The organism is Streptosporangium subroseum (assembly GCF_900188345.1).
GTDB lineage: Bacteria > Actinomycetota > Actinomycetes > Streptosporangiales > Streptosporangiaceae > Streptosporangium > Streptosporangium subroseum.
In genome coordinates this window covers 143,503-161,419 of record NZ_FZOD01000017.1, presented here as the reverse complement: position 1 = coordinate 161,419, position 17,917 = coordinate 143,503, and the positions used below count along the sequence as shown (strand labels likewise).

The window sequence follows — 17,917 nt, the reverse complement described above, 5'->3', positions numbered from 1 at the left end:
CGTCGCACTGTCCGGCTGGGTGTCGGTGTAGGTCAGCACCCCCGCGCCCACACTGCCACGCAATGCGTTGTTGGCGTAGACGTCATACCCGGTCACCCCGACGTTGTCGGTGGAAGCGCCCCAGGCCAGCCGGATCTGACCGCTCGCCGGCTGGGTGTAGGCCAGGTTCGACGGAGCGGACGGGTTCTGGGTGTCACCACCCGGCGTGCCGGTACGGGTCACCGTGTTGCTGTTGCCCGAGACGTTGCCCGCGGCGTCCTTGGCCCGCACGTAGTAGGCCACCGTCGCGGTACCCGGCTGGGTGTCGGTGTAGGTCAGCACACCGGCGCCCACACTGCCGCGCAGCGCGCCGTTGGCGTAGACGTCATACCCGGTCACCCCGACGTTGTCGGTGGAGGCACTCCAGGTCAGCCGGATCTGACCGCTCGCCGGCTGGGTGTAGGCCAGATTCGACGGGGCGGACGGGGCGACGGTGTCCACGGGGCCGCTCGCGCCGTAGACCTCGAACTCGGAGATCTGGGCGGCCGGCCAGCCGGTGTTACCGGTGACGTTGATCCGCACGTACCGGGCGCTGGTCGCGGTGAAGTTGATCGTCACCGTGTTACCGGTCGCCGGGTTGAAGGCATACCCCGCGGACGCGACGGTCGTGGTCGCAGGCGGGCTGGTCGTGCCGGTCAGCACCGACAGGGTCTGCGTCCTGGTCGCCCACGCCGTCGCCGGCGGCAACTTCAAGACGACCTGGTCGATGCTGGTCGCGGCTCCGAGGTCGATCTGGGCCCACTGCGGGAAGGCGTTGTTCGTGCTCTCCCAGTAGGTGCCGGCGTTGCCGTCGTTGAGGTTGCCGGCCCCGTAGACGTCGCTGACGCCACTGACCGTGGCCGTCTTACCCGACGCCAGGTTGGGGCCGCCCGCTGCGGATGCCGGTACGACCGACCCCGCGAGTACGAGTGCGCCGGCCGCGAACAATGTCGCGATCAGCCGTAACGGTCCGTGCTTCATTCTCATTCAGTTCTCAATCTCTCGTATGGAACGACAGGTGGAGCGATGAGGGGGGGTGTGTTCCGCCTGCACGGCGGAGGGGCAGATGCACGGACGCAATGCATCCCTGAAGTTGCGGAGAACAGCGAGAAATTCGATGTTAATTTGCAAGATTTTTGCGCAGCGCTGGCCAAATGTTACATACGTGATACGGACACGTCAACGGTTGGGAAACAGCTTTCTGAACTGGCTCGACGCCGGATGTGACAGAGGGTCAGGACGGCCGTGAACGCCGGATCGCCGATTCTGGACGGCCGGATCGTCGAAAGGCCGCGCGGATAGGCGGCCTTGACGATGGAGTCGCCGACGACGCCAAGACCTGTGCCTGCTTGGCCGTCGGGGGTGCCCCCACCGCGCCTATCCGCGCGACCTCTTATTCGGAGTTGCGTGAGCGCTGCCTGGCACGGAACTGCTCGACGGGCAGGCCGCCCCGGCCCCAGTTCTCAAGCTCGACCTCGTCGATGACCACAAAAGTGGACTCCATCGGTTTGCCGAGTACGTCGAGCAGCAGTTTGCTCACGCCGTGAATGAGCGCGGCCTTCTGCTCGGCGGTGGCGGAGTCCGCGCCGGGCTCAGTTCCCTCGCGGGTGATCTGGATCGTGACGAATGGCATCGGTCGCTCCTGTCCGGTGTCGGTGGGGTGGGCGCGTTCAGTGGCCGGCGCTCTGGCCGCCGTCGACGTGCAGGATCTCGCCGGTCACGAAAGGCGCCGACTCGAGATAGATCACTCCATCGACGATGTCGCCGATCTCGCCCAACCGGCCGACCGGGTGCAGGCCCGCGAGTGTCTCGTGGGTCTCGACGGGGTGCATCGGGGTCTTGATGACACCGGGCGAGACGGCGTTCACCCGCACGCCCCGCGTCGCGTACTCGATGGCCAGCGACCGCGTGGCGGAGGCCAGGCCGCCCTTGGTCAGCGAGGCGAGCACGGAGGGCACGTTGGAGTTGGGGTGGTCGACGAAGCTGGTCGTGATGTTGACGACGTGACCGCTCCCCTGGTCGAGCATGGGGCGCAGCGCGCGCTGGGTGAGGTGGAAGAACCCCGCGAGGTTCACGCCGACCACCGTGGCGTAGTCGTCGTCGGTGTAGTCCGTGAACGGCTTCGCGACGAAGACACCGGCGTTGTTGACCAGGGTGTCGATGCGGCCGAAGCGGCTCAGCGCCTCCGCGACCACGCGTTCGGCCGTGGCCGCCTCCGCGATGTCGCCCTGTACGGTCACGACGTCCGCGTCCGCGGAGGGCGTGATCGAGCGCGAGGTCGCGACGACCCCGTAGCCGAGCTTGCGGAACGCGTCGACCAGGCCCGCGCCGATGCCCTGCGATGCTCCGGTGATCACAGCGACTTTCTGTCCCCGATCGGTACCCATGGCTACCACTTCCTTTTCCGGCTTTTCAGGTGAGGAGATTCGATCCGCCGATCAACGAGACGACCGGTCTACTAAAAAGCTAGACGACTGGTCGTATACTGTCAAACATGGGACGCACCAGTGACGCACGAGACAAGATCCTCACCGCAGCGCAGACACTGATCGAACGGCGCGGTTACACCGCCCTGGGGGTCGCGGAGATCTGCACCGCGGCGGGCGTGCCGAAGGGCAGTTTCTACCACTTCTTCGAGTCCAAGCAGGCCCTCGCGCTCACCGTCATCAACGAGCACTGGATCGCCCAGCGCCGGCAGTGGACCGAACTGCTCGGCGGCGACCGTCCCCCGCTACACCGGTTGCGGGACCTGTTCGAGGCGACCGAGACGGTGCAGCGCCTCGGGCAGCAGGACAACGGCACCGTCGTCGGCTGCCTGTTCGGCAACCTCGCCCTGGAGCTCAGCAACCAGGCCGAAGACATACGGCACCGGCTGCAGGAGATCTTCGACGCGCAGATCGACCTGATCGAGCAGGTGGTCGCCGAGGCACGCGAGCGCGGCGACACCGCCGCCACGGTGGACCCCCGCGCCACCGCACGATCCATCGTGGCCCAGCTGGAAGGGCAGGTGCTGTTCGCGAAACTGCTCAACGACCCCGGCCAGATCGAGGCGATGTGGCGCAACTGCCTGGCACTGCTGGGCATCCCCGCCGACACCCGGCTCGCGGACGCCTGAGCCATCCGGTTCGGAGCCCACGACACAGGAGTACGGCTCCACCGCCGCGTTGCCCCGGTCGAACGCGGCGTTCCAGGCCCGGGTGGTCAGGACGCGGCCGGTTCGAGCGCCCGGTCGCATCCTCCGGCCAGCACCGGGTAGTCGGTGTACCCGGTCTCTCCACCCATGTACATCAGACCTCTGTCTCGCACCGGATTGAGCGGTGCGCCGGCGCGCAGCCGTTCGACCAGGTCGGGATTTGCCAGGAACGCACGGCCGAGCGCCACCAGGTCGGCTCCCGCGGCCAGCAGCCGCTCGCCCTCGTGCCTGCCGCCGTCGGCGGGGAGCGGTCCCGGCCACGGCAGGACCGGGTTGGCGATCAGCGTGCCCGGCCAGATCCTGCGGATGTCGTGGAAGAGAGGCTGGTCCGGGTCGGCGAAGACGACGTGCAGGTAGGCCAGGCCCTTGTCGGCCAGGGCGCCGAGGAGCGCCGGGTAGATGCTGCCGGTGTCGCCCTCGCGGATGCCGTTGACGGTGACGCCGGGAGCGATGCGCAGGCCCACCCGCTCGGGGCCGATGGCGTCGCCGACGGCCTGGACCACCTCGAGCGCGAAGCGGATGCGGCCGGCCACGGAGCCGCCGTATTCGTCGGTGCGGTGGTTGGTGCCCTGCGCCAGGAACTGCTGGATGAGGTAGCCGTTGGCGGCGTGCACCTCCACTCCGGCGAAGCCCGCTTCGATGGCGTTTCGGGCGGCGGAGGCGAAGTCGGCCACGGTGGAGCCGATCTCGTCGAGGGTCATCTCACGGGGGACCACGGAGGCGAGGTGCCCGTTCGGAGTGAAGATCGTGTCCGGGAGCGGGACCGGCGAGGGCGCGATCGGCATCAGCCCGCTGGTGTCGGGGTGGCCGATCCGGCCGCCGTGCTCCAGTTGCAGGAACATCCGGCCGCCCGCGGCGCGTACGGCATCGGTGACCTGCCGCCATCCGGCCACGTGTGCCTGGTTGTAGATCGCGGGGATGTTGGGGTAGGTCTGCCCCACGGCGTTCGGCGTGGCGGCCTCGGCGACGATCAGCCCCGCTGAGGCGCGTTGCGCGTAGTAGGTGGCCATGATCGGCGACGGGACGCCGTCGTCGTCCGCGCGGTTGCGGCTCATCGGCGCCATCACCAGCCGGTTGGGCAGACGCAGTGCGCCGAGGCGGGTGGATTCGAAAAGGCGGGAGGAGATCTGTGTTCTCGTCATGCCCGCACGGTAAGAGTTATCATCAATGTCAGATTCAAGTCCTGCTTTGGCATGCGAGGTGGGTAATGCGGATCGGCGAGCTGGCCAAGCGCACCGGAGTGAGCGAGCGTTCGCTGCGCTACTACGAGAAGCAGGGGCTGCTGACGGCCGAGCGCACCCTGGGCGGCCATCGCGACTATTCCGACGGCGCGGTCGACCGGGTCATCCGCATCCAGGAGCTCTTCGCCGCGGGACTGCACAGCAAGAAGATCGTGCAACTGCTCCCCTGCATGCGGGACGCGGACGGCGGTCCGTCCGAGATCGCCACGCCGCGGCTGGTCAACGACCTCGTCGAGGAACGGGAGCGCATCGATCGGATGATGGCCGATCTGGTCCGTTCCCGCGACGTTCTGGACGAGGTGATCGACGCGGCCTCGGACTCGCGCCGGCAGACCGTCACCCACCTTGAAGATCGGCAACCGCGCGCACTGCCCGGATCCGGCAGCGGTACAGGTGAAGCGGCGATCAGCCGATCGTGATCGCCGGGGGCGGCTCGACCGTCACATGACCGTCGGTTCCGTGGGCATCAAGCCCGCTCAGCGGTTCAGCGGAGGGGTCGCGGTGCCGAACCGGCTGGGAGCCCACGAGAGCTTCTCATTTTTGTTAACAATCTCGCCATGAGCCTTATCCGGCGGCCCTTCGGTCGCGGGACGACTTCCACTGAAGCCCGCAGTAGCGGCCAGGAGCAGCAGAAGCCTTACCAGATGGGGGCTCTGCGATGCTCCCGATCCTCGGAAACCTGCTGCCCCACCCGGGCTCACACCTTCGCGGGAACGACGCTCACGGGAGGCGATTCCATCTGAATCTGACATGTAAATCGTTGACAATCTTGCGGACAATCAATTAGGTTCCGTCAGGCGAGCCCCAGGTGCGGTTCCCCGTACCCGATCTCCTGCGAGGTGGCGTCGCTCCCCCGGCTCCGCGAGGCTCGCGGTGCTGTTTCCGCCTACTTTCGGAGGCCGTAGATGACCACGCCCGATGATCAAGGGACTGAGAGCCTGCTGGTCGTCAGCGCGCACGCCGGCGACTTCGTCTGGCGTGCCGGCGGCGCACTCGCCCTGGCCGCCTCGCGCGGCGAGCGTTCCCTCGTGCTCTGTCTCAGCTACGGGGAGCGCGGTGAGTCCGCGAAGGCATGGCTGGCGGGCAAGAAGCTGGACGAGATCAAGGCGCTCCGTCGCGAGGAGGCTTCGAGAGCCGCGGAGGTCCTCGGGGCCGACATCGAGTTTCTCGACGCCGGCGACTATCCCCTGCGCGAGAGCGCCGAGCTCGTGGACCGGATCGTCCGGGTCTATCGCAGGGCGCAACCGACGGTCGTGCTCACCCACCCGACGGCCGACCCCTACAACGGGGATCATCCCGCGGCCGCGCGGATGGCGCTGGAGGCCCGCGTCCTGGCCCAGGCCATCGGCTACGACGCGCCCGGCGACCCTCTGGGCGCTCCGCCGGTGTTCTTCTTCGAGCCCCACCAGCCCGAGCAGTGCGACTTCAAGCCGCAGGTCCTGCTCGACATCACCGACGTGTTCGGGGTCAAGCGCAGAGCGATGGAGTGCCTCGGCGCTCAGGAGCACATGTGGGACTACTACACCGATCTCGCCAAACGGCGAGGGACCCAGCTCCGGCGCAACGCCGGACCGAACCTCGGACTCCCCCATTCGGTGATGGCCGAGGCGTACATGCGCCTCTACCCGCAGGTGACCGGGGTGCTCAAGTGAGGAACGTGATAGTCACCGACTGCCCGCGGGCGGAACTGCCCGACGTGGACGCCCTCGCGGCGTTCGGCGTCGCGACCGTTCACGAGGCCATGGGCCGCACCGGATACCTCGGACCGCACATCAGGCCGGTCCACCTCGGCTCCCGCGTCGGCGGGACGGCGGTGACCGTCGTGTGCTGGCCCGGCGACAACCTGATGATCCACGCGGCGGTGGAGCAGTGCCGGCCGGGCGATCTGCTGGTCGTGACGACGACCTCCCCCTCCTCGGACGGCTCCTTCGGGGAGCTGTTCGCCACCGCGCTACGGCACCGGGGCGTGCGCGGCCTGGTCACGACGGGCGGGGTCCGCGATGTCGCTGAGCTTCACGCCATGCGGTTTCCGGTCTTCTCCTCGGCGGTGTCGGCGCAGGGCACCGTGAAGGCCACCGCGGGCTCGGTCAACGTCCCCATCGGCATCGGCGGGCAGATCGTCCGGCCCGGCGACGCCGTCCTGGCCGATGACGACGGCGTGGTCGTCGTACCGCGGGCCCTCGTGCCCGAAACCGTGGTCGCGGCGCGCGCCCGGGCCGCCAAGGAGGAGGCCTCGCGGGCCGCGTTCCAGCGAGGCGATCTCGGCCTGGACCGCTACGGCCTCCGGGCGACGCTGGCCGACCTCGGCGTCGAGTACGTCAGCCACGCGGATCGCGCCGCTCATGAGCGCTAGCGCCCAGGCTCGGGGCCCCGAGGACGAGGCGGGCGTGCCATGCGCGCCGCTCATGAGCGCTAGCGCCCAGACTTGGGACCCCGAGGACGAGGCGGGTGTGCCGTGCGCGCTGCTCCGCGGCGGCACGTCCAAGGCGGCCTACTTCCTGGCACGGGACCTTCCGCGTGATCCACGCGAACGCGACGACCTGCTCCTTCGCATCATGGGCAGCGGACACCCCCTGCAGATCGACGGGATCGGCGGCGCGCACTCACTGGCCTCGAAGGTGGCGGTGGTGTCGCCGTCGAAGGACGACACGGCCGACGTCGACTACCTGTTCCTGCAGCTGGGAGTCGAGCAGGCCACCGTCACGGACCTGCAGAACTGCGGCAACGTACTCGCCGGGGTCGGCCCCTTCGCGGTCGAGCGGGGCCTGGTGCCCGCCGGCCGGGAGACCACCGCCGTGCGCGTCCGCATGGTGAACTCCGGCAGCGTCGTGACCGCCACGTTCGCCACACCCGCCGGAGTCGTCCGCTACCGCGGCGACACCCACATCGCGGGAGCGCCCGGCACCGCGTCCCCGATCACCCTGCGGTTCTCCGACACCGCCGGATCGGCCACCGGCAGCCTCCTGCCCACCGGGCGCGCCGTCGACGTGATCGACGGCACCGAGGTGACCTGCGTCGACAACGGCATGCCCGTCGTCGTGGCCCGCGCCGCCGACCTCGGGATCACCGGTTACGAGAGCCACGAGGATCTCGCCGCCGACGCGTCGCTCCGAGATCGCGTCGAGAGGCTCCGCCTCGCCGCGGGCAGGCTCATGGGACTGGGCGACATCGCCGGTCTGACCGTGCCGAAGACGACCCTGGTCGCTCCTCCCCGGGATGGCGGGACGATCTGCACCCGGACGTTCATCCCGTCGCACCCGCACACCGCGATCGGAGTTCTCGGGGCCCTCAGCGCGGCCTCCGCCCTCCTCCTCCCCGGCGGCGTCGGCGCGGAGCTCGCGGAACTCTCCGGGAGCGTGATCGACGTCGAGCACCCGACGGGCCACCTGCTCATCGACCTCGAACTCGACACGGTGAGCAGCCCGCCGGCGGTGCTGAGCGCCGGCGTGATCAGAACGGCACGGAAACTGTTCGACGGCACCGTGTATCCCTCGGCGAGTCATCCGACCCCACCGGAGTAAACAATGCCCCCTCTCCTGCATGACATCGCGCACCTGGGTCACGTCGAGCTCCTGACCCCGAAACCCGACGAGAGCCTCCGCTTCTTCACCGACTACCTCGGCCTGACCGAGAACGGCAGGAGCGGCGACTCGGTCTATCTCCGCACCTGGGACGACTACGAACACCACAGCCTGAAACTCACGGCCTCCACCACCTCGGGAATCCGGCGGACGGGGCTGCGCGCCTCAAGCGCCGAAGCGCTGGCGCGGCGGGTCGAGGCCGTCGAGAAGGCGGGCCTGGGCGTCGGATGGATCGACGGCGAACCCGGAATCGGACCCACCTACCTCTTCCGCGACCCGGACGGTCACGAGTACGAGCTGTACTGGGAGAGCGAGCGGTACCGGCCGCCCGCCGAGCTCCGCCCGGCCCTGAAGAACCAGGCGCAGGCCTATCCCGCCCGCGCGTTCAGCGTTCGCAGGCTCGACCACGTCAACTATCTCGCGGCGAACGCCGAGGCCAACGGCAGCTTCGCCTGCGAATGTCTGGGAGGACGGGTCACCGAGCAGATCATGCTCAACGACGGCACGATCTCCGCCCAGTGGGTGCACTTCGCTCAGAAGTCCTACGATCTCGTTTGGACCAATGACTGGACCTCCTCGTCCGGGCGGCTGCACCACATCGCGTTCGCCACCGACACTCGCGAGGACATCCTTCGCGCGGCGGACATCGCGGTGGACCGCGGCGTGTTCATCGAGACCGGCCCCCACAAGCACGCCATCCAGCAGACGTTCTTCCTCTACCTGTACGAGCCCGGCGGCAACCGGATCGAGCTCTGCAACCCCATGTCACGGCTGATTTTCGCTCCCGACTGGGAGACGGTCACCTGGAGCGAGGCCGAGCGGGCCAAGGGGCAGGCCTGGGGGTTGAAGACGATCAGCTCCTTCCACACTCACGGGACCCCGCCGGTCCGGTAGCCGGCGACCGCTCGAAGCGAGCGTCTCCCGCCGGCATGGCGAGGGCCGTACCCGGTCCCCGGCAGGTTGTTAACATTATTGCTGACAGAGTTGCCGGTCTGCAGGTGTGTCTCTCGCTCCGGCGTGAACGGGCGCTTCCGCGCCCTCATAGGGAAAGGTCCCAGGATGCCAAGCGGCGACGACAGAGCGGCGGTCCAGGAGGCGATTCGCGGCGCGATCCTGCGCGGCGACTACGCTCCGCGGCAGCGGCTGATCGAGGCCGAACTGTGCGAGAGGTTCGGCTCCTCGAGGTTCGAGATCCGGAACGCGCTGCAGGATCTCGCGTCACACGGGCTCGTCGAGTTTCAGCCGAACCGCGGCGCCCGCGTGCGGGAGATCACCTTCGCCGAAGTGATCGAGATCACCGAGGTCCGCAGGATGCTCGAAGGCTTCGAGGCCGCGCGCGCGGCGGAGCGCGTCACAAAAGCCGAGGCGGCGGCGCTCAAACAGATCACCCGGGACATGCGAGCCGCCGTCAGCCGATCGGAGCTTCTCCGGTACAGCGATCTGAACAAACAACTGCATGGGGCGATCCGCGACATCGCGGCCCACGAGACCTCCGCGCGGCTGCTCCGCCAGCTCCGTGACCAGACCGTCAGGCACCAGTTCTCGCTCTCGCTGGTCCCCGGCCGGCCGTCGGTCTCGCTTCCGCAGCACGAGGCCATCGTCGAGGCCGTCGTCGCGAAGGACCCCTCGGCCGCCGAGGCGGCGATGCACGCTCACCTGCAGAGCGTCATCGAGGCATTCCGGGCGCTCTCCGCCGCCGTGGCGCAGCCGTGACCGCCGCCCCACCGGTCATCGCGGTGCTCGGCCTCGGCGTCCCCTCGCGCGTGGCACGCGCCAGCCAGGAATGGCTGGCCCAGCTTCTCGACGAACGCTCACACCCGGAGACCCCGTAACCACCTTGTCGTCGGCCTCGCGACGAAACCCACGGTGATTCCCGCCACGAGCAGGGCGCCGAGAGTGTCAAACACCTTCGGGTGGTCGGCGCCCGCTACTGAACGCCGGTGCGATGTGCCGTCCGATCAGGATTCGAGCGCTTCGGCCCGCGGCGGGGAAACGGACTCGGGGAGCGCGAATCGCTGGGCGAACGCGGACAGCTCATCGCGTTGCCGGTCCGGGTCGGCGGTGGTGGGGCTCACGACGAGGCGGGTCACGCCCTGCGCGGCGAACGCCCCGACCTGTTCGGCGGTCATGTCGATCGATCCCCACCGCGTGTACTCCAGCGTTTCCGGGTCGCGGCCGGCCTCGACGGCGGCCGACCGGGCGAGATCCATCTGGGCGGCGCGCTCGTCCGGATCGAGCGCGCCGCCGGGAAAGTAGCCGTCGCCGCGTAGCCCGGCTCGGCGTGCGGCCGCCCGGCTCGATCCGCCGATGTGGATCGGCAGGTGGGTGACCCCGAGGGGCTTGGGAAAACTGCACAGGTCCTCGAAGGCGAAGAACTCCCCGGCGAAACTGACGCCGTCTTCGCCGCCGGCCCAGAGCAGCCGCATCACGTCGATGGCCTCGTCGGTGCGACGACCGCGGGTGCCGAAGTCGACCCCCACCGCCCGGGCCTCTCCCGGCAGGGTGCCGATCCCCACGGTCAGCAGCCGCATCCGTCCCTTGGACAGCACGTCGATGGTCGCCAGGCGCTTGGCGAGGATCACCGGATGGTGGTACGGCAGGAGCAGCACGCCCGTCCCGAGCAGGATCCGCTCCGTGGCCGCGGCGACGAAGCTCAGGCAGTCGAGCGGATCGAGGTAGGGCAGCGACGGCGAGAGCTCAAAGGCTCCGAACCTGGCACCGGGATACAGCACGACGTGCTCCGGCAGGTACAGCGACTCGAAGCCGCAGTCCTCGGCGTGCCGGGCATAGGTCATGATCCTGTCGGGGTCGACGCCGTAGAAGGCGGGGTTGTAGCTGACAGCGAACTTCATCGTCATTCCTCCGGTCGGCCGATGCGATGGCCGCTCGGTCGCCGGCCGGCGTGGCCGGCACCGCGGCCACGCCGGGGCCTCCTCACGCGCCGATCGCTCATCGCAGACACGGTAGAACCTTGTCACCGGCGTCAAGGCAACACGCGCCAGGTCACAATCAGCCGGTTCTGTTCAGCTCTGGGCGAGTTCGGCCAGGGCGTCGAGGTGGGTCGGCGCCCAGCCGAGCTGCTGCCGGGCGCGGGCGCCGGTGAGGCGCTGGTCGAGCGCGAAGGCCTCGGCGATCGGACCCATCTGCTCGCGGGCCTGCTCCGGCGTGAGGTGCCGGATCCTTCCCGGGTGGCCGGCCGCGTGGCTGAGTGCCCGGGTGATGTCCGCCAGCGGCAGGTTCTGGTCGCCGACGCCGGCGTAGACGGCCCCGGCGGGGGCGTTCAGCGCCAGTGCGTACAGCTCGGCGACGTCGTCAACGTGGACCAGCGCCCAGTGGTTGGTCCCCTCTCCGATGCAGGGAACCGCGCCCGCGGCGCGCCCCGGCTCGACGAAGAACGTCTGCGTCAGCCCGCCGGAGCGGCCGTAGACCAGGCCCGGCATCACCACCACGGGGCGCCCTCCGGTGGCTGCCCGGGCGAGCACGCGCTTCTCGTTCTCCAGCCGCCACGCGGTGATCGGCGGCGGGCTCAACGGTGCGTCTTCGTCGGCGACGCCATCGGTGTCGCCGTACACCCACACCCCGCCCGTGTGCACGTACGGCCGATCGCCGGCGCCCTCCTGCAGCGCGTCGGCCGCGGCGCGGTCGACCTCGGCGGTGTCGTCGCTGTAGACCTGGCCCAGGTGGATCACTCCGTCGGCCTGCCCGGCCGCCCGGGTCAGCACCTCGACGTCCGTCAGATCTCCCCGTACCGGGGTCGCCCCGAGTTCTGACACGGTCCGTGCGGCGTGCTCGCCGCGCGCCAGGGCGCTCACCTCGGCTCCCCTCCGGGTCAGCGCCCGGATGGTGGAGCGGCCGATGTATCCAGAGCCGCCCGTGATGAAGACCTTCATCGTTTTGGTCCTTTCCGCTGGTCGGCGAGGGTTTCGCCGTAGATCCACCCTCCCTCCGGAACCGCCGCGGCGTCCAAGACCTCTTTCTGCGTCGGTGATGCCCTATGGGCATCACGCGCCTCGGGCGGAACGGGGCGCGTCACACCTGTTCGGCGGCGACGGCGGCGAACTCGCGGACGAGCGGTGAGCGCCGGTCGGCGCTCCAGGCGAGGCAGACCTGGTTGGGGCCGATGTCCTCGATGGGGACGTGGGCGATGTCGGCCCGGATGTAGAAGGTGGCGACCGACAGGGGCAGGACGATGACCCCGCGGGCCGCCGCGACGTGTTCGAGTTTCTCCTCGACGGTGTGGAAGGCGGGCCGCGGCCGGGCGCGCTCCGCACTCGATCGCTCGGGAAGATCGCGCCATTCGGGAACGGTGTCGGGGTCCTGGAGCATGCGCTCCGCGGCCAGCTCGGCGATGCCGATCGACTGCTTGCCGGCCAAGCGGTGATCGGTGGAGAGAACGGCGACGCGCGGCTCGCTGAACAGCGCGCGCAGTCGCAGGCCGCGCTGGTCGACGGGCATCCTGACGTAGCCGATGTCCACCCGGCCGTCGTACACGACCTCGGTCTGATCGTCCCAGGACGTCCGCACCACCTCGACGCTCAGCTCGGGATGCCGGGCGGCGAAGGCCCGGACCGCGGCGGTCACGGTGATTCCGGGCATGAAGCCGACGGTGAAGGTCGCCGTCCCGTGCGCCGCCCGCTCAACGCGGCGGTGCAGCGCCTCGGCGGAGGCCAGCAGCGGGCGGGCGTCCTCCAGCAGCTGGCACCCGGCGGACGTCAGCTCGGTGGACCGCCTGTCCCGGGAGAACAGCTGCGCACGGATCTCATGCTCAAGGGCGCGGATCTGCCGGGAGAGCACCGGCTGCGTGATGTGCAGCCGCTCGGCGGCGCGTCCGAAATGCAGTTCCTCTGCCACGGCCACGAAATAGCGCAGCTTGCGAAGATCGATGTCCACGACGTCTCCCCCTCGAACAGGCGTCATGCTCTCAGGGTATGACCCGGGCTCCGAAGGCCTGTGGCCGCGATCAGATGGTTCACCGATCACGCCTCAGTCGCCCGACCTGGTCGAGCATCTGCCGGGAGATCAGGTCGAACGGGTCCATGCTCCGCTCGGCGCGAGCGAACACCACGGCTCCCTCGATGGCGGCGATGAGCGTGGCCGAGAAGCCGACCGCGTCCTCATGATCTAGTCCGCCCTCTTCGAGGAGGGCGGCGAGCCGGATCCGCCACGTCCGGAACACCGCCGCGGTGTGACCCACGAGCTGCGCCGAGTCCGCCGTGACGGTCACGGCGAGGATCACGCAGCCGCCCTGCACCGTGAAACCACCACTCATCCGGCAAGGGCGAAACCCCGAGCTAGTGGCTCGTCTCGCATCGTTGACCGGGCACAGCCGGTGTCTGCACGGCGGAGGCGAGGAGCGCCAGTTTGTCGGCGTTGTCAGTGCCGGGGTCCGGGTGGTAGACGACGAGCGTCTGGCCTGCCGTGCTGCCGACGCCCAGCCTCTCCCGGTTCAGCTGTAGGCCACCGACCTGGGGGTGGTCGATGTGCTTGGGTGCGCCTTCGCACGCCTCTACGTCGTGGCGGGCCCAGAGCCGGCTGAAGCGGGGGCTGGCGAGGGAGAGCTCGCCGACGAGCTCGATGAATCGGGGGTCGTCCGTGTCGGTGCCTACGGACTCGCGGAAGCCGGCGACCATGCCCTCGGTGGCGTTCTCCCAGTCCGGGTAGAGCGCCTGCTCAGCGGGGTCGAGGAACACGTCCCGCAGACGGTTGGCTCCCACCGTGAGGCGCGGTGACAGAGCGGTCGCCAAGGCGTTGACGGCGAGGACGTCGAAGTAACGACCCTCGACGTATGCGGGTAGCGGGAGCGTGGCGACGAGCTTGGCGATGCCCGGAGGGACGGTCTCCTTCCGGGGTCGGCGCCGGTGCCGTCGGGGTTTGCCGGCGCCAAGGCGTAGCAGGTACGCCGTCGCGTCGTGGTCGAGCTGCAGCACGCGGGCGAGGGACTCAAGGACCTGCACGGAGGGGTTGCGGTCACGGCCCTGTTCCAGGCGCAGGTAGTAGTCGGCGCTGATGCCGGCGAGCATCGCGATCTCTTCCCGGCGCAGGCCCGGCACGCGCCGTACCCCCCAAACGGGGATACCGACCTGTTCAGGGGTGACGAGCTCACGGCGGGCGCGCACGTAATCGCCCAGCAGGTTCGGTCCGTCGGTCATCTCTTCACTGTAATTCGCGCAACTGGGCGCGTGCCTGGTCCTGCCACCCCCAGGATCGCGGGGGCCTTGGCTCTGTCAGGGCTTGGGCGGCAGCCTGGTCAGCGGCCCACCGAGCCGACCTCGATGTCTCACCGTCCAGGGCGCGAAGGCCGTGCCGGAGGTCGAGTTCAACGCGATCGAGCCCGGCTGCACCGCCACCGACCTCACCGCCGGTATCGGCGGCGGCCGACCCGTCGAGGAGAGCGCAAAGGTCGTCGTCCGCATGGCTGTCCTCGGCGCGGACGGCCCCACCGGCACCTTCCAGGAGGACGCCGGCCAACTCGGCCGGTGGTCCTTATCCTTCCGCGCCCCCAACGCGGACAAGCACAGCAAGGAGCGAAACCATGTCAACATATCTGCTGGTACACGGTGCCTGGCACAGTGGACAGTGCTGGGAGCGGGTGATCCCGTTGCTGGCGTCGGCCGGACATCGGGTGGTCGCGCCGTCGATGACCGGTCACGGCGACAAGGCACATCTGCTCAGCCGCGAGGTAGGGCTTGACACGCACGTCGACGACATCGTCAGTCTGATCATCGAGGAAGACCTCACCGAGGTGGTACTCGTGGGACACAGCTACGCTGGGCTGGTCATCTCGTCTGCGGCCAATCAGATCCCGGATCGGATCGCACGGTTGGTCTACCTCGACGCGATGGTCCCGGAGGACGGCGAAAGCGCGGTCGATGTCCAACCCGTAACCCAGCTCCTGATCGACCGCGCCGCGAAGTCCGACATCGACTGGCGGGTTCCGCCGCTGCCCGAGATGCCACCGCCCTCGGGTCTGTTCGGGGTCACCGACCCGGCGGACATCGCCTGGCTGCGCACGATGCTGTCGGATCAGTCGGCGCGCTGCCTCCAGCAACCGGTCCGGCTGGACAACCCGGCCGTGAACACGATCTCACGGACGCACATCCACTGCGTTGTCGGCGTGCCGGAAGGCATTGTCCGGCGACCCATCCCCGCGATACAGCCCAACGGCAGCCCAGCGCAGGTGTGGGAATTGGCGACCGGCCACGACTGCATGATCACCATGCCGGTCGAGCTCGCCGAACTACTGCTCAAGCTCGGCTGACCCGCTCACCCGGCGCCAACCGCATCGGTGGCTCATCCGGACACCAGGTGTACCCGGCCTCCGGGCCGGGCACGTCCTGACCGCACCGGTGCTCGGCGCGGGCCGCGAGCACCTTCCGCCCAACCTCGTCGCCGGTGCGGGCCGGCATCGTGTGCGGACGCGACGACCGGGTCTCCAGACCGGCCTCGCCCTCAGCGGCGTACCGGTCGATTCAGGTCTTCACCTGGTCGCGACCGGGTGGTATCGCACGTTCACCTCGGCCGAGGGGTCCTGAGTGAAGGGATAAAAGGCCTGGACTCAATGAGTCATTCGGCATGCGGCTCCTCGTAGGGAATGCGGTTCAGGTGCAGGATCCCGCCCAGCGTCCCCCACTCGTCCCTGCCGAGTTTGGTCAGCGGGCGCAGCCGTTCGGCATCGGGTCGGCCGTTGACGATGTACTCCTCGTGCACTGCCGCGAGGAAGACCCTGCCGAAAACCAGGGTGGAGTTGCCCATGCGCAGGGTGGTGTGTGAACGGCACTCCAGGACAACGGGAGAGGCGGCCACCCGGGACGGCCGCACATGGCGGCTGGCCTCGCGGCCGATTCCCGCGAAGCCGAACTCGCTGACGTTCCGAGGGAAATCGGTGGCGGTGGCGTTGATCAGGTGCAGCAGCGGTTCGGAGGAGAAGTTGACGACGAACTCTCCGGTGTCCTCGACATTGCGCAGGGAATCCTTGCGGCCGATCGAGGTGAACTGCACGATCGGCGGATCGGTGCTGGCGATGCTGAAAAAGGAGTGCGGAGCGAGATTCTCCACCGCTCCGTCGGGTGTGACGGTGGAGACCCACGCGATCGGACGCGGAACGACGACCGAGGTCATGAACCTGAAGAAAGCCGCCCCACTCATGGCCTCGGGATCGAAGTCGACGCGCATGACGTTGAGTATTCATCGCATTCACACCGTGTAGTGTCCGCCACGCGGAAAGCGGGCCTCAACGGTTGGTCTGCCGAGTTCTCCACGGCGTCCCGCGGGTGAGATGGGGCGGTCCGGTTCGACCCCGGACCCTCATGATCCGCCCTGCTTCCACGAGCACGGCCGATCAGCCGGCCCCGCCGGGCTCCGGTCCCGATGCGAGACGGGCGGCGAGGAAGGCGCGTTCGGCGTCGTTGTCGGCCAGCGTGATCGCCCGTTCGCAGGCTACGGCGGCGTCGGCTCTCCGGCCCAGCCGGCGCAGCAGGTCGGCCTTGATCGCCGGCAGGTAGCGGTAGCCGGCGAGTCGCGGGTCCTGTTCGAGCGCCTCGACCTCGGCCAGCGCGGTCGCCGGCCCGCTGACCATCGCGACCGCCACGGCCCGGTTGAGCGCGACCACCGGCGACGACCACACTCTCAACAGCTCGTCGTAGAGCACCACGATCTGGCCCCAGTCCGTGTCGCCGTATGTCGGTGCGGTCGCGTGCAGCGCCGCGATGGCGGCCTGCACGGCGAATCGGCCGGGATCGCCGCCGCGGAGCGCTCCCAGGACCGGGTCGTGCGCCTCGGCGATGGCCTCCCGGTCCCAGGCCGAACGGTCCTGTTCCTCCAGCGGCAGCAGGCGCCCGCCCGCGGTGGTACGGGTGGCCCGGCGGGCGTGGCCGGCCAGGAGCAGCGCGAGCAGTCCCCGGACCTCTCGCTCGTCCGGCATCAGGTCGAGGAGCAGGCGTGCCAGGTCGAGCGCGCGTGTCGCGATGTCGTCCTTGGTCAGCGCGGGTCCCGCCGGTGCGGTGTGGCCGGTGGTGAAGAGCAGGTGGATCGTGGTGAGGGCCGCGTCCAACCGATCCGGAAGCTCGCCGGGGGCGGGCATTCGGAAGGGGATCCCCGCCGCCGCGATCGTCTTCTTCGCCCGGGTGATCCGGGCCGCCATGGTCGTCTCGGATACCAGGAACGCCTTCGCGATGTCCGGGGTCGTCACACCGCAGACCAGCCGTAGCGTGAGCGCGACCTGAGCCTTGGTGTCCAGCGCCGGGTGACAGCACAGGAAGACCAGCCGCAGCCGGTCGTCGTGAACCATCGGGCCGGCGGGAAGATCGGAGTCTGCTGCCGCCGGCTCCACCAGCAGGTGCAGCTTCGACCGCAGGGTTCTGGCCCTGCGCAGGGCATCCAGCGCGTTGTGCCGGGACGCGGTGGTCAGCCAGGCGCCCGGCCTGGCCGGCACGCCGCCGCGCGTCCAGGCGTCGAGCGCGTCGGCGTACGCGTCCTGGACGCATTCCTCGGCCAGGTCGAGGTCGCGGGTGACGCGCACCGTCGCGGCGAGCACCGTGGCCCACTCGCGACGGTGCGCGTCGGCGACCGCCTGCTGGACGGAGGTCACTCCGCGAGCAGCGGCCGCACCTCGACGGCGCCATCCATGATCGGAAGCAGCTTGCCGATGGCGATCGCCGCTTCGAGGTCCGTGGTCTCCACCACGAAGAACCCCGCGATCACCTCCTTGCTCTCGATGAACGGGCCGTCGGTGACCAGGCCGTTCTTATAGATCGTCCGCGTGGCCGCGCTGGGCTGCAGCGCCTGCTCGTGGACGACTCTCGCGCCCATCGCGGCGATCTTCTCCCCGGCGCGCAGGTTGGCCTCCATGACCTCGGGCGGGATGTCGGCCACGCCTTCGGGGGTCT

21 protein-coding genes are annotated in these 17,917 nt (G+C 69.3%); 9 read left to right on the top strand and 12 right to left on the bottom strand.

From position 1 onward, the window contains the following. From CHC08_RS19305 to CHC08_RS19295, 3 genes are all read right to left on the bottom strand, one after another. Positions 1–1,005, bottom strand: a 1,005-nt coding sequence (locus tag CHC08_RS19305) for a galactose-binding domain-containing protein (RefSeq protein WP_179282111.1), incomplete at its 3' end; no start/stop codon positions are given. A 406-nt stretch (positions 1,006–1,411) separates the two neighbouring features. Next, positions 1,412–1,651: a tautomerase family protein gene (locus CHC08_RS19300; RefSeq protein WP_089208700.1), complete on the bottom strand. Its 240-nt coding sequence runs from the start codon at positions 1,649–1,651 to the stop codon at positions 1,412–1,414. Between the two features lie 37 nt (positions 1,652–1,688). After that, complete coding sequence (locus CHC08_RS19295) at positions 1,689–2,405, bottom strand: SDR family NAD(P)-dependent oxidoreductase (RefSeq protein WP_089208699.1); 717 nt, start codon at positions 2,403–2,405, stop codon at positions 1,689–1,691. 107 nt (positions 2,406–2,512) lie between these two features. On the opposite strand from CHC08_RS19295, the gene CHC08_RS19290 reads away from it, so the two are divergent. Then, the gene (locus tag CHC08_RS19290; RefSeq protein WP_089208698.1) at positions 2,513–3,133 is read left to right on the top strand and encodes a TetR/AcrR family transcriptional regulator; all 621 of its coding nucleotides are present in this window, start codon (positions 2,513–2,515) and stop codon (positions 3,131–3,133) included. An 86-nt stretch (positions 3,134–3,219) separates the two neighbouring features. Here CHC08_RS19290 and CHC08_RS19285 read toward each other — a convergent pair whose 3' ends face one another. Beyond that, entirely contained in the window at positions 3,220–4,353 is a 1,134-nt protein-coding gene (locus tag CHC08_RS19285) for an alkene reductase (protein ID WP_089208697.1), read from the bottom strand. A 65-nt stretch (positions 4,354–4,418) separates the two neighbouring features. Here CHC08_RS19285 and CHC08_RS19280 point away from each other — a divergent pair, with 65 nt between their 5' ends. The 7 genes from CHC08_RS19280 (at position 4,419) to CHC08_RS52445 (ending at position 9,865) form a co-directional block, all read left to right on the top strand. Further along, positions 4,419–4,871 (top strand): MerR family transcriptional regulator, encoded by a 453-nt coding sequence (locus tag CHC08_RS19280; protein ID WP_089208696.1) that lies wholly within the window; start codon positions 4,419–4,421, stop codon positions 4,869–4,871. A 486-nt stretch (positions 4,872–5,357) separates the two neighbouring features. Continuing rightward, the gene (locus tag CHC08_RS19275) at positions 5,358–6,104 is read left to right on the top strand and encodes a PIG-L deacetylase family protein (protein ID WP_089208695.1); all 747 of its coding nucleotides are present in this window, start codon (positions 5,358–5,360) and stop codon (positions 6,102–6,104) included. After that, entirely contained in the window at positions 6,101–6,805 is a 705-nt protein-coding gene (locus CHC08_RS19270) for a 4-carboxy-4-hydroxy-2-oxoadipate aldolase/oxaloacetate decarboxylase (RefSeq protein ID WP_089208694.1), read from the top strand. Before CHC08_RS19275 ends, CHC08_RS19270 begins: the two co-directional genes overlap by 4 nt. Next, the gene (locus CHC08_RS19265; RefSeq protein ID WP_245878408.1) at positions 6,795–7,973 is read left to right on the top strand and encodes a 4-oxalomesaconate tautomerase; all 1,179 of its coding nucleotides are present in this window, start codon (positions 6,795–6,797) and stop codon (positions 7,971–7,973) included. Before CHC08_RS19270 ends, CHC08_RS19265 begins: the two co-directional genes overlap by 11 nt. A 3-nt stretch (positions 7,974–7,976) precedes the next feature. After that, positions 7,977–8,927: a VOC family protein gene (locus tag CHC08_RS19260; protein WP_089208692.1), complete on the top strand. Its 951-nt coding sequence runs from the start codon at positions 7,977–7,979 to the stop codon at positions 8,925–8,927. Between the two features lie 165 nt (positions 8,928–9,092). Then, positions 9,093–9,746 (top strand): GntR family transcriptional regulator, encoded by a 654-nt coding sequence (locus CHC08_RS19255; protein WP_089208691.1) that lies wholly within the window; start codon positions 9,093–9,095, stop codon positions 9,744–9,746. Further along, a complete protein-coding gene (locus CHC08_RS52445) occupies positions 9,743–9,865 on the top strand; it encodes a hypothetical protein (RefSeq protein ID WP_275937188.1) in 123 nt (40 codons plus the stop codon). The genes CHC08_RS19255 and CHC08_RS52445 overlap by 4 nt, the downstream gene beginning before the upstream one ends. A gap of 126 nt (positions 9,866–9,991) precedes the next feature. On the opposite strand, the gene CHC08_RS19250 is transcribed toward CHC08_RS52445, so the two are convergent. From CHC08_RS19250 to CHC08_RS19230, 5 genes are all read right to left on the bottom strand, one after another. After that, on the bottom strand, positions 9,992–10,885 hold the full coding sequence (locus tag CHC08_RS19250) for a TIGR03619 family F420-dependent LLM class oxidoreductase (protein WP_089208690.1): 894 nt from the start codon (positions 10,883–10,885) through the stop codon (positions 9,992–9,994). Between the two features lie 171 nt (positions 10,886–11,056). After that, positions 11,057–11,923, bottom strand: a complete 867-nt coding sequence (locus CHC08_RS19245) for an NAD-dependent epimerase/dehydratase family protein (RefSeq protein ID WP_089208689.1) — start codon at positions 11,921–11,923, stop codon at positions 11,057–11,059. A gap of 139 nt (positions 11,924–12,062) precedes the next feature. Next, the gene (locus tag CHC08_RS19240) at positions 12,063–12,950 is read right to left on the bottom strand and encodes a LysR family transcriptional regulator (protein ID WP_218825374.1); all 888 of its coding nucleotides are present in this window, start codon (positions 12,948–12,950) and stop codon (positions 12,063–12,065) included. Between the two features lie 52 nt (positions 12,951–13,002). Continuing rightward, entirely contained in the window at positions 13,003–13,302 is a 300-nt protein-coding gene (locus tag CHC08_RS19235; protein ID WP_089208687.1) for an LmrA/YxaF family transcription factor, read from the bottom strand. A gap of 22 nt (positions 13,303–13,324) precedes the next feature. Beyond that, the gene (locus CHC08_RS19230) at positions 13,325–14,182 is read right to left on the bottom strand and encodes a helix-turn-helix domain-containing protein (RefSeq protein WP_089208686.1); all 858 of its coding nucleotides are present in this window, start codon (positions 14,180–14,182) and stop codon (positions 13,325–13,327) included. Positions 14,183–14,565: 383 nt separating this feature from the next. Here CHC08_RS19230 and CHC08_RS19220 point away from each other — a divergent pair, with 383 nt between their 5' ends. After that, positions 14,566–15,291 carry an alpha/beta hydrolase gene (locus CHC08_RS19220; protein ID WP_089208684.1) on the top strand — a complete coding sequence of 242 codons (726 nt, stop codon included), beginning with the start codon at positions 14,566–14,568 and terminating at the stop codon, positions 15,289–15,291. Between the two features lie 305 nt (positions 15,292–15,596). Here CHC08_RS19220 and CHC08_RS19210 read toward each other — a convergent pair whose 3' ends face one another. The 3 genes from CHC08_RS19210 to CHC08_RS19200 all read right to left on the bottom strand — a co-directional run bounded on the left by CHC08_RS19210 (position 15,597) and on the right by CHC08_RS19200 (position 17,903). Beyond that, positions 15,597–16,205 carry a flavin reductase family protein gene (locus CHC08_RS19210; protein WP_089208682.1) on the bottom strand — a complete coding sequence of 203 codons (609 nt, stop codon included), beginning with the start codon at positions 16,203–16,205 and terminating at the stop codon, positions 15,597–15,599. A 166-nt stretch (positions 16,206–16,371) separates the two neighbouring features. Continuing rightward, on the bottom strand, positions 16,372–17,619 hold the full coding sequence (locus CHC08_RS19205; RefSeq protein ID WP_089208681.1) for an RNA polymerase sigma factor: 1,248 nt from the start codon (positions 17,617–17,619) through the stop codon (positions 16,372–16,374). Beyond that, positions 17,616–17,903: a YciI family protein gene (locus CHC08_RS19200; RefSeq protein WP_218825373.1), complete on the bottom strand. Its 288-nt coding sequence runs from the start codon at positions 17,901–17,903 to the stop codon at positions 17,616–17,618. Before CHC08_RS19200 ends, CHC08_RS19205 begins: the two co-directional genes overlap by 4 nt. Between the last annotated feature and the right edge of the window lie 14 nt (positions 17,904–17,917).

Coding starts and splice junctions, on each gene's coding strand:
- CHC08_RS19285 (WP_089208697.1), bottom strand. CDS start 4,353: ATGACGAGAACACAGATCTCCTCCCGCCTTTTCGAATCCACCCGCCTC.
- CHC08_RS19230 (WP_089208686.1), bottom strand. CDS start 14,182: ATGACCGACGGACCGAACCTGCTGGGCGATTACGTGCGCGCCCGCCGT.
- CHC08_RS19275 (WP_089208695.1), top strand. CDS start 5,358: ATGACCACGCCCGATGATCAAGGGACTGAGAGCCTGCTGGTCGTCAGC.
- CHC08_RS19235 (WP_089208687.1), bottom strand. CDS start 13,302: ATGAGTGGTGGTTTCACGGTGCAGGGCGGCTGCGTGATCCTCGCCGTG.
- CHC08_RS19240 (WP_218825374.1), bottom strand. CDS start 12,950: ATGACGCCTGTTCGAGGGGGAGACGTCGTGGACATCGATCTTCGCAAG.
- CHC08_RS19260 (WP_089208692.1), top strand. CDS start 7,977: ATGCCCCCTCTCCTGCATGACATCGCGCACCTGGGTCACGTCGAGCTC.
- CHC08_RS19250 (WP_089208690.1), bottom strand. CDS start 10,885: ATGAAGTTCGCTGTCAGCTACAACCCCGCCTTCTACGGCGTCGACCCC.
- CHC08_RS19290 (WP_089208698.1), top strand. CDS start 2,513: ATGGGACGCACCAGTGACGCACGAGACAAGATCCTCACCGCAGCGCAG.
- CHC08_RS19255 (WP_089208691.1), top strand. CDS start 9,093: ATGCCAAGCGGCGACGACAGAGCGGCGGTCCAGGAGGCGATTCGCGGC.
- CHC08_RS19245 (WP_089208689.1), bottom strand. CDS start 11,923: ATGAAGGTCTTCATCACGGGCGGCTCTGGATACATCGGCCGCTCCACC.
- CHC08_RS19265 (WP_245878408.1), top strand. CDS start 6,795: ATGAGCGCTAGCGCCCAGGCTCGGGGCCCCGAGGACGAGGCGGGCGTG.
- CHC08_RS19295 (WP_089208699.1), bottom strand. CDS start 2,405: ATGGGTACCGATCGGGGACAGAAAGTCGCTGTGATCACCGGAGCATCG.
- CHC08_RS19300 (WP_089208700.1), bottom strand. CDS start 1,651: ATGCCATTCGTCACGATCCAGATCACCCGCGAGGGAACTGAGCCCGGC.
- CHC08_RS19210 (WP_089208682.1), bottom strand. CDS start 16,205: ATGCGCGTCGACTTCGATCCCGAGGCCATGAGTGGGGCGGCTTTCTTC.
- CHC08_RS19280 (WP_089208696.1), top strand. CDS start 4,419: ATGCGGATCGGCGAGCTGGCCAAGCGCACCGGAGTGAGCGAGCGTTCG.
- CHC08_RS19220 (WP_089208684.1), top strand. CDS start 14,566: ATGTCAACATATCTGCTGGTACACGGTGCCTGGCACAGTGGACAGTGC.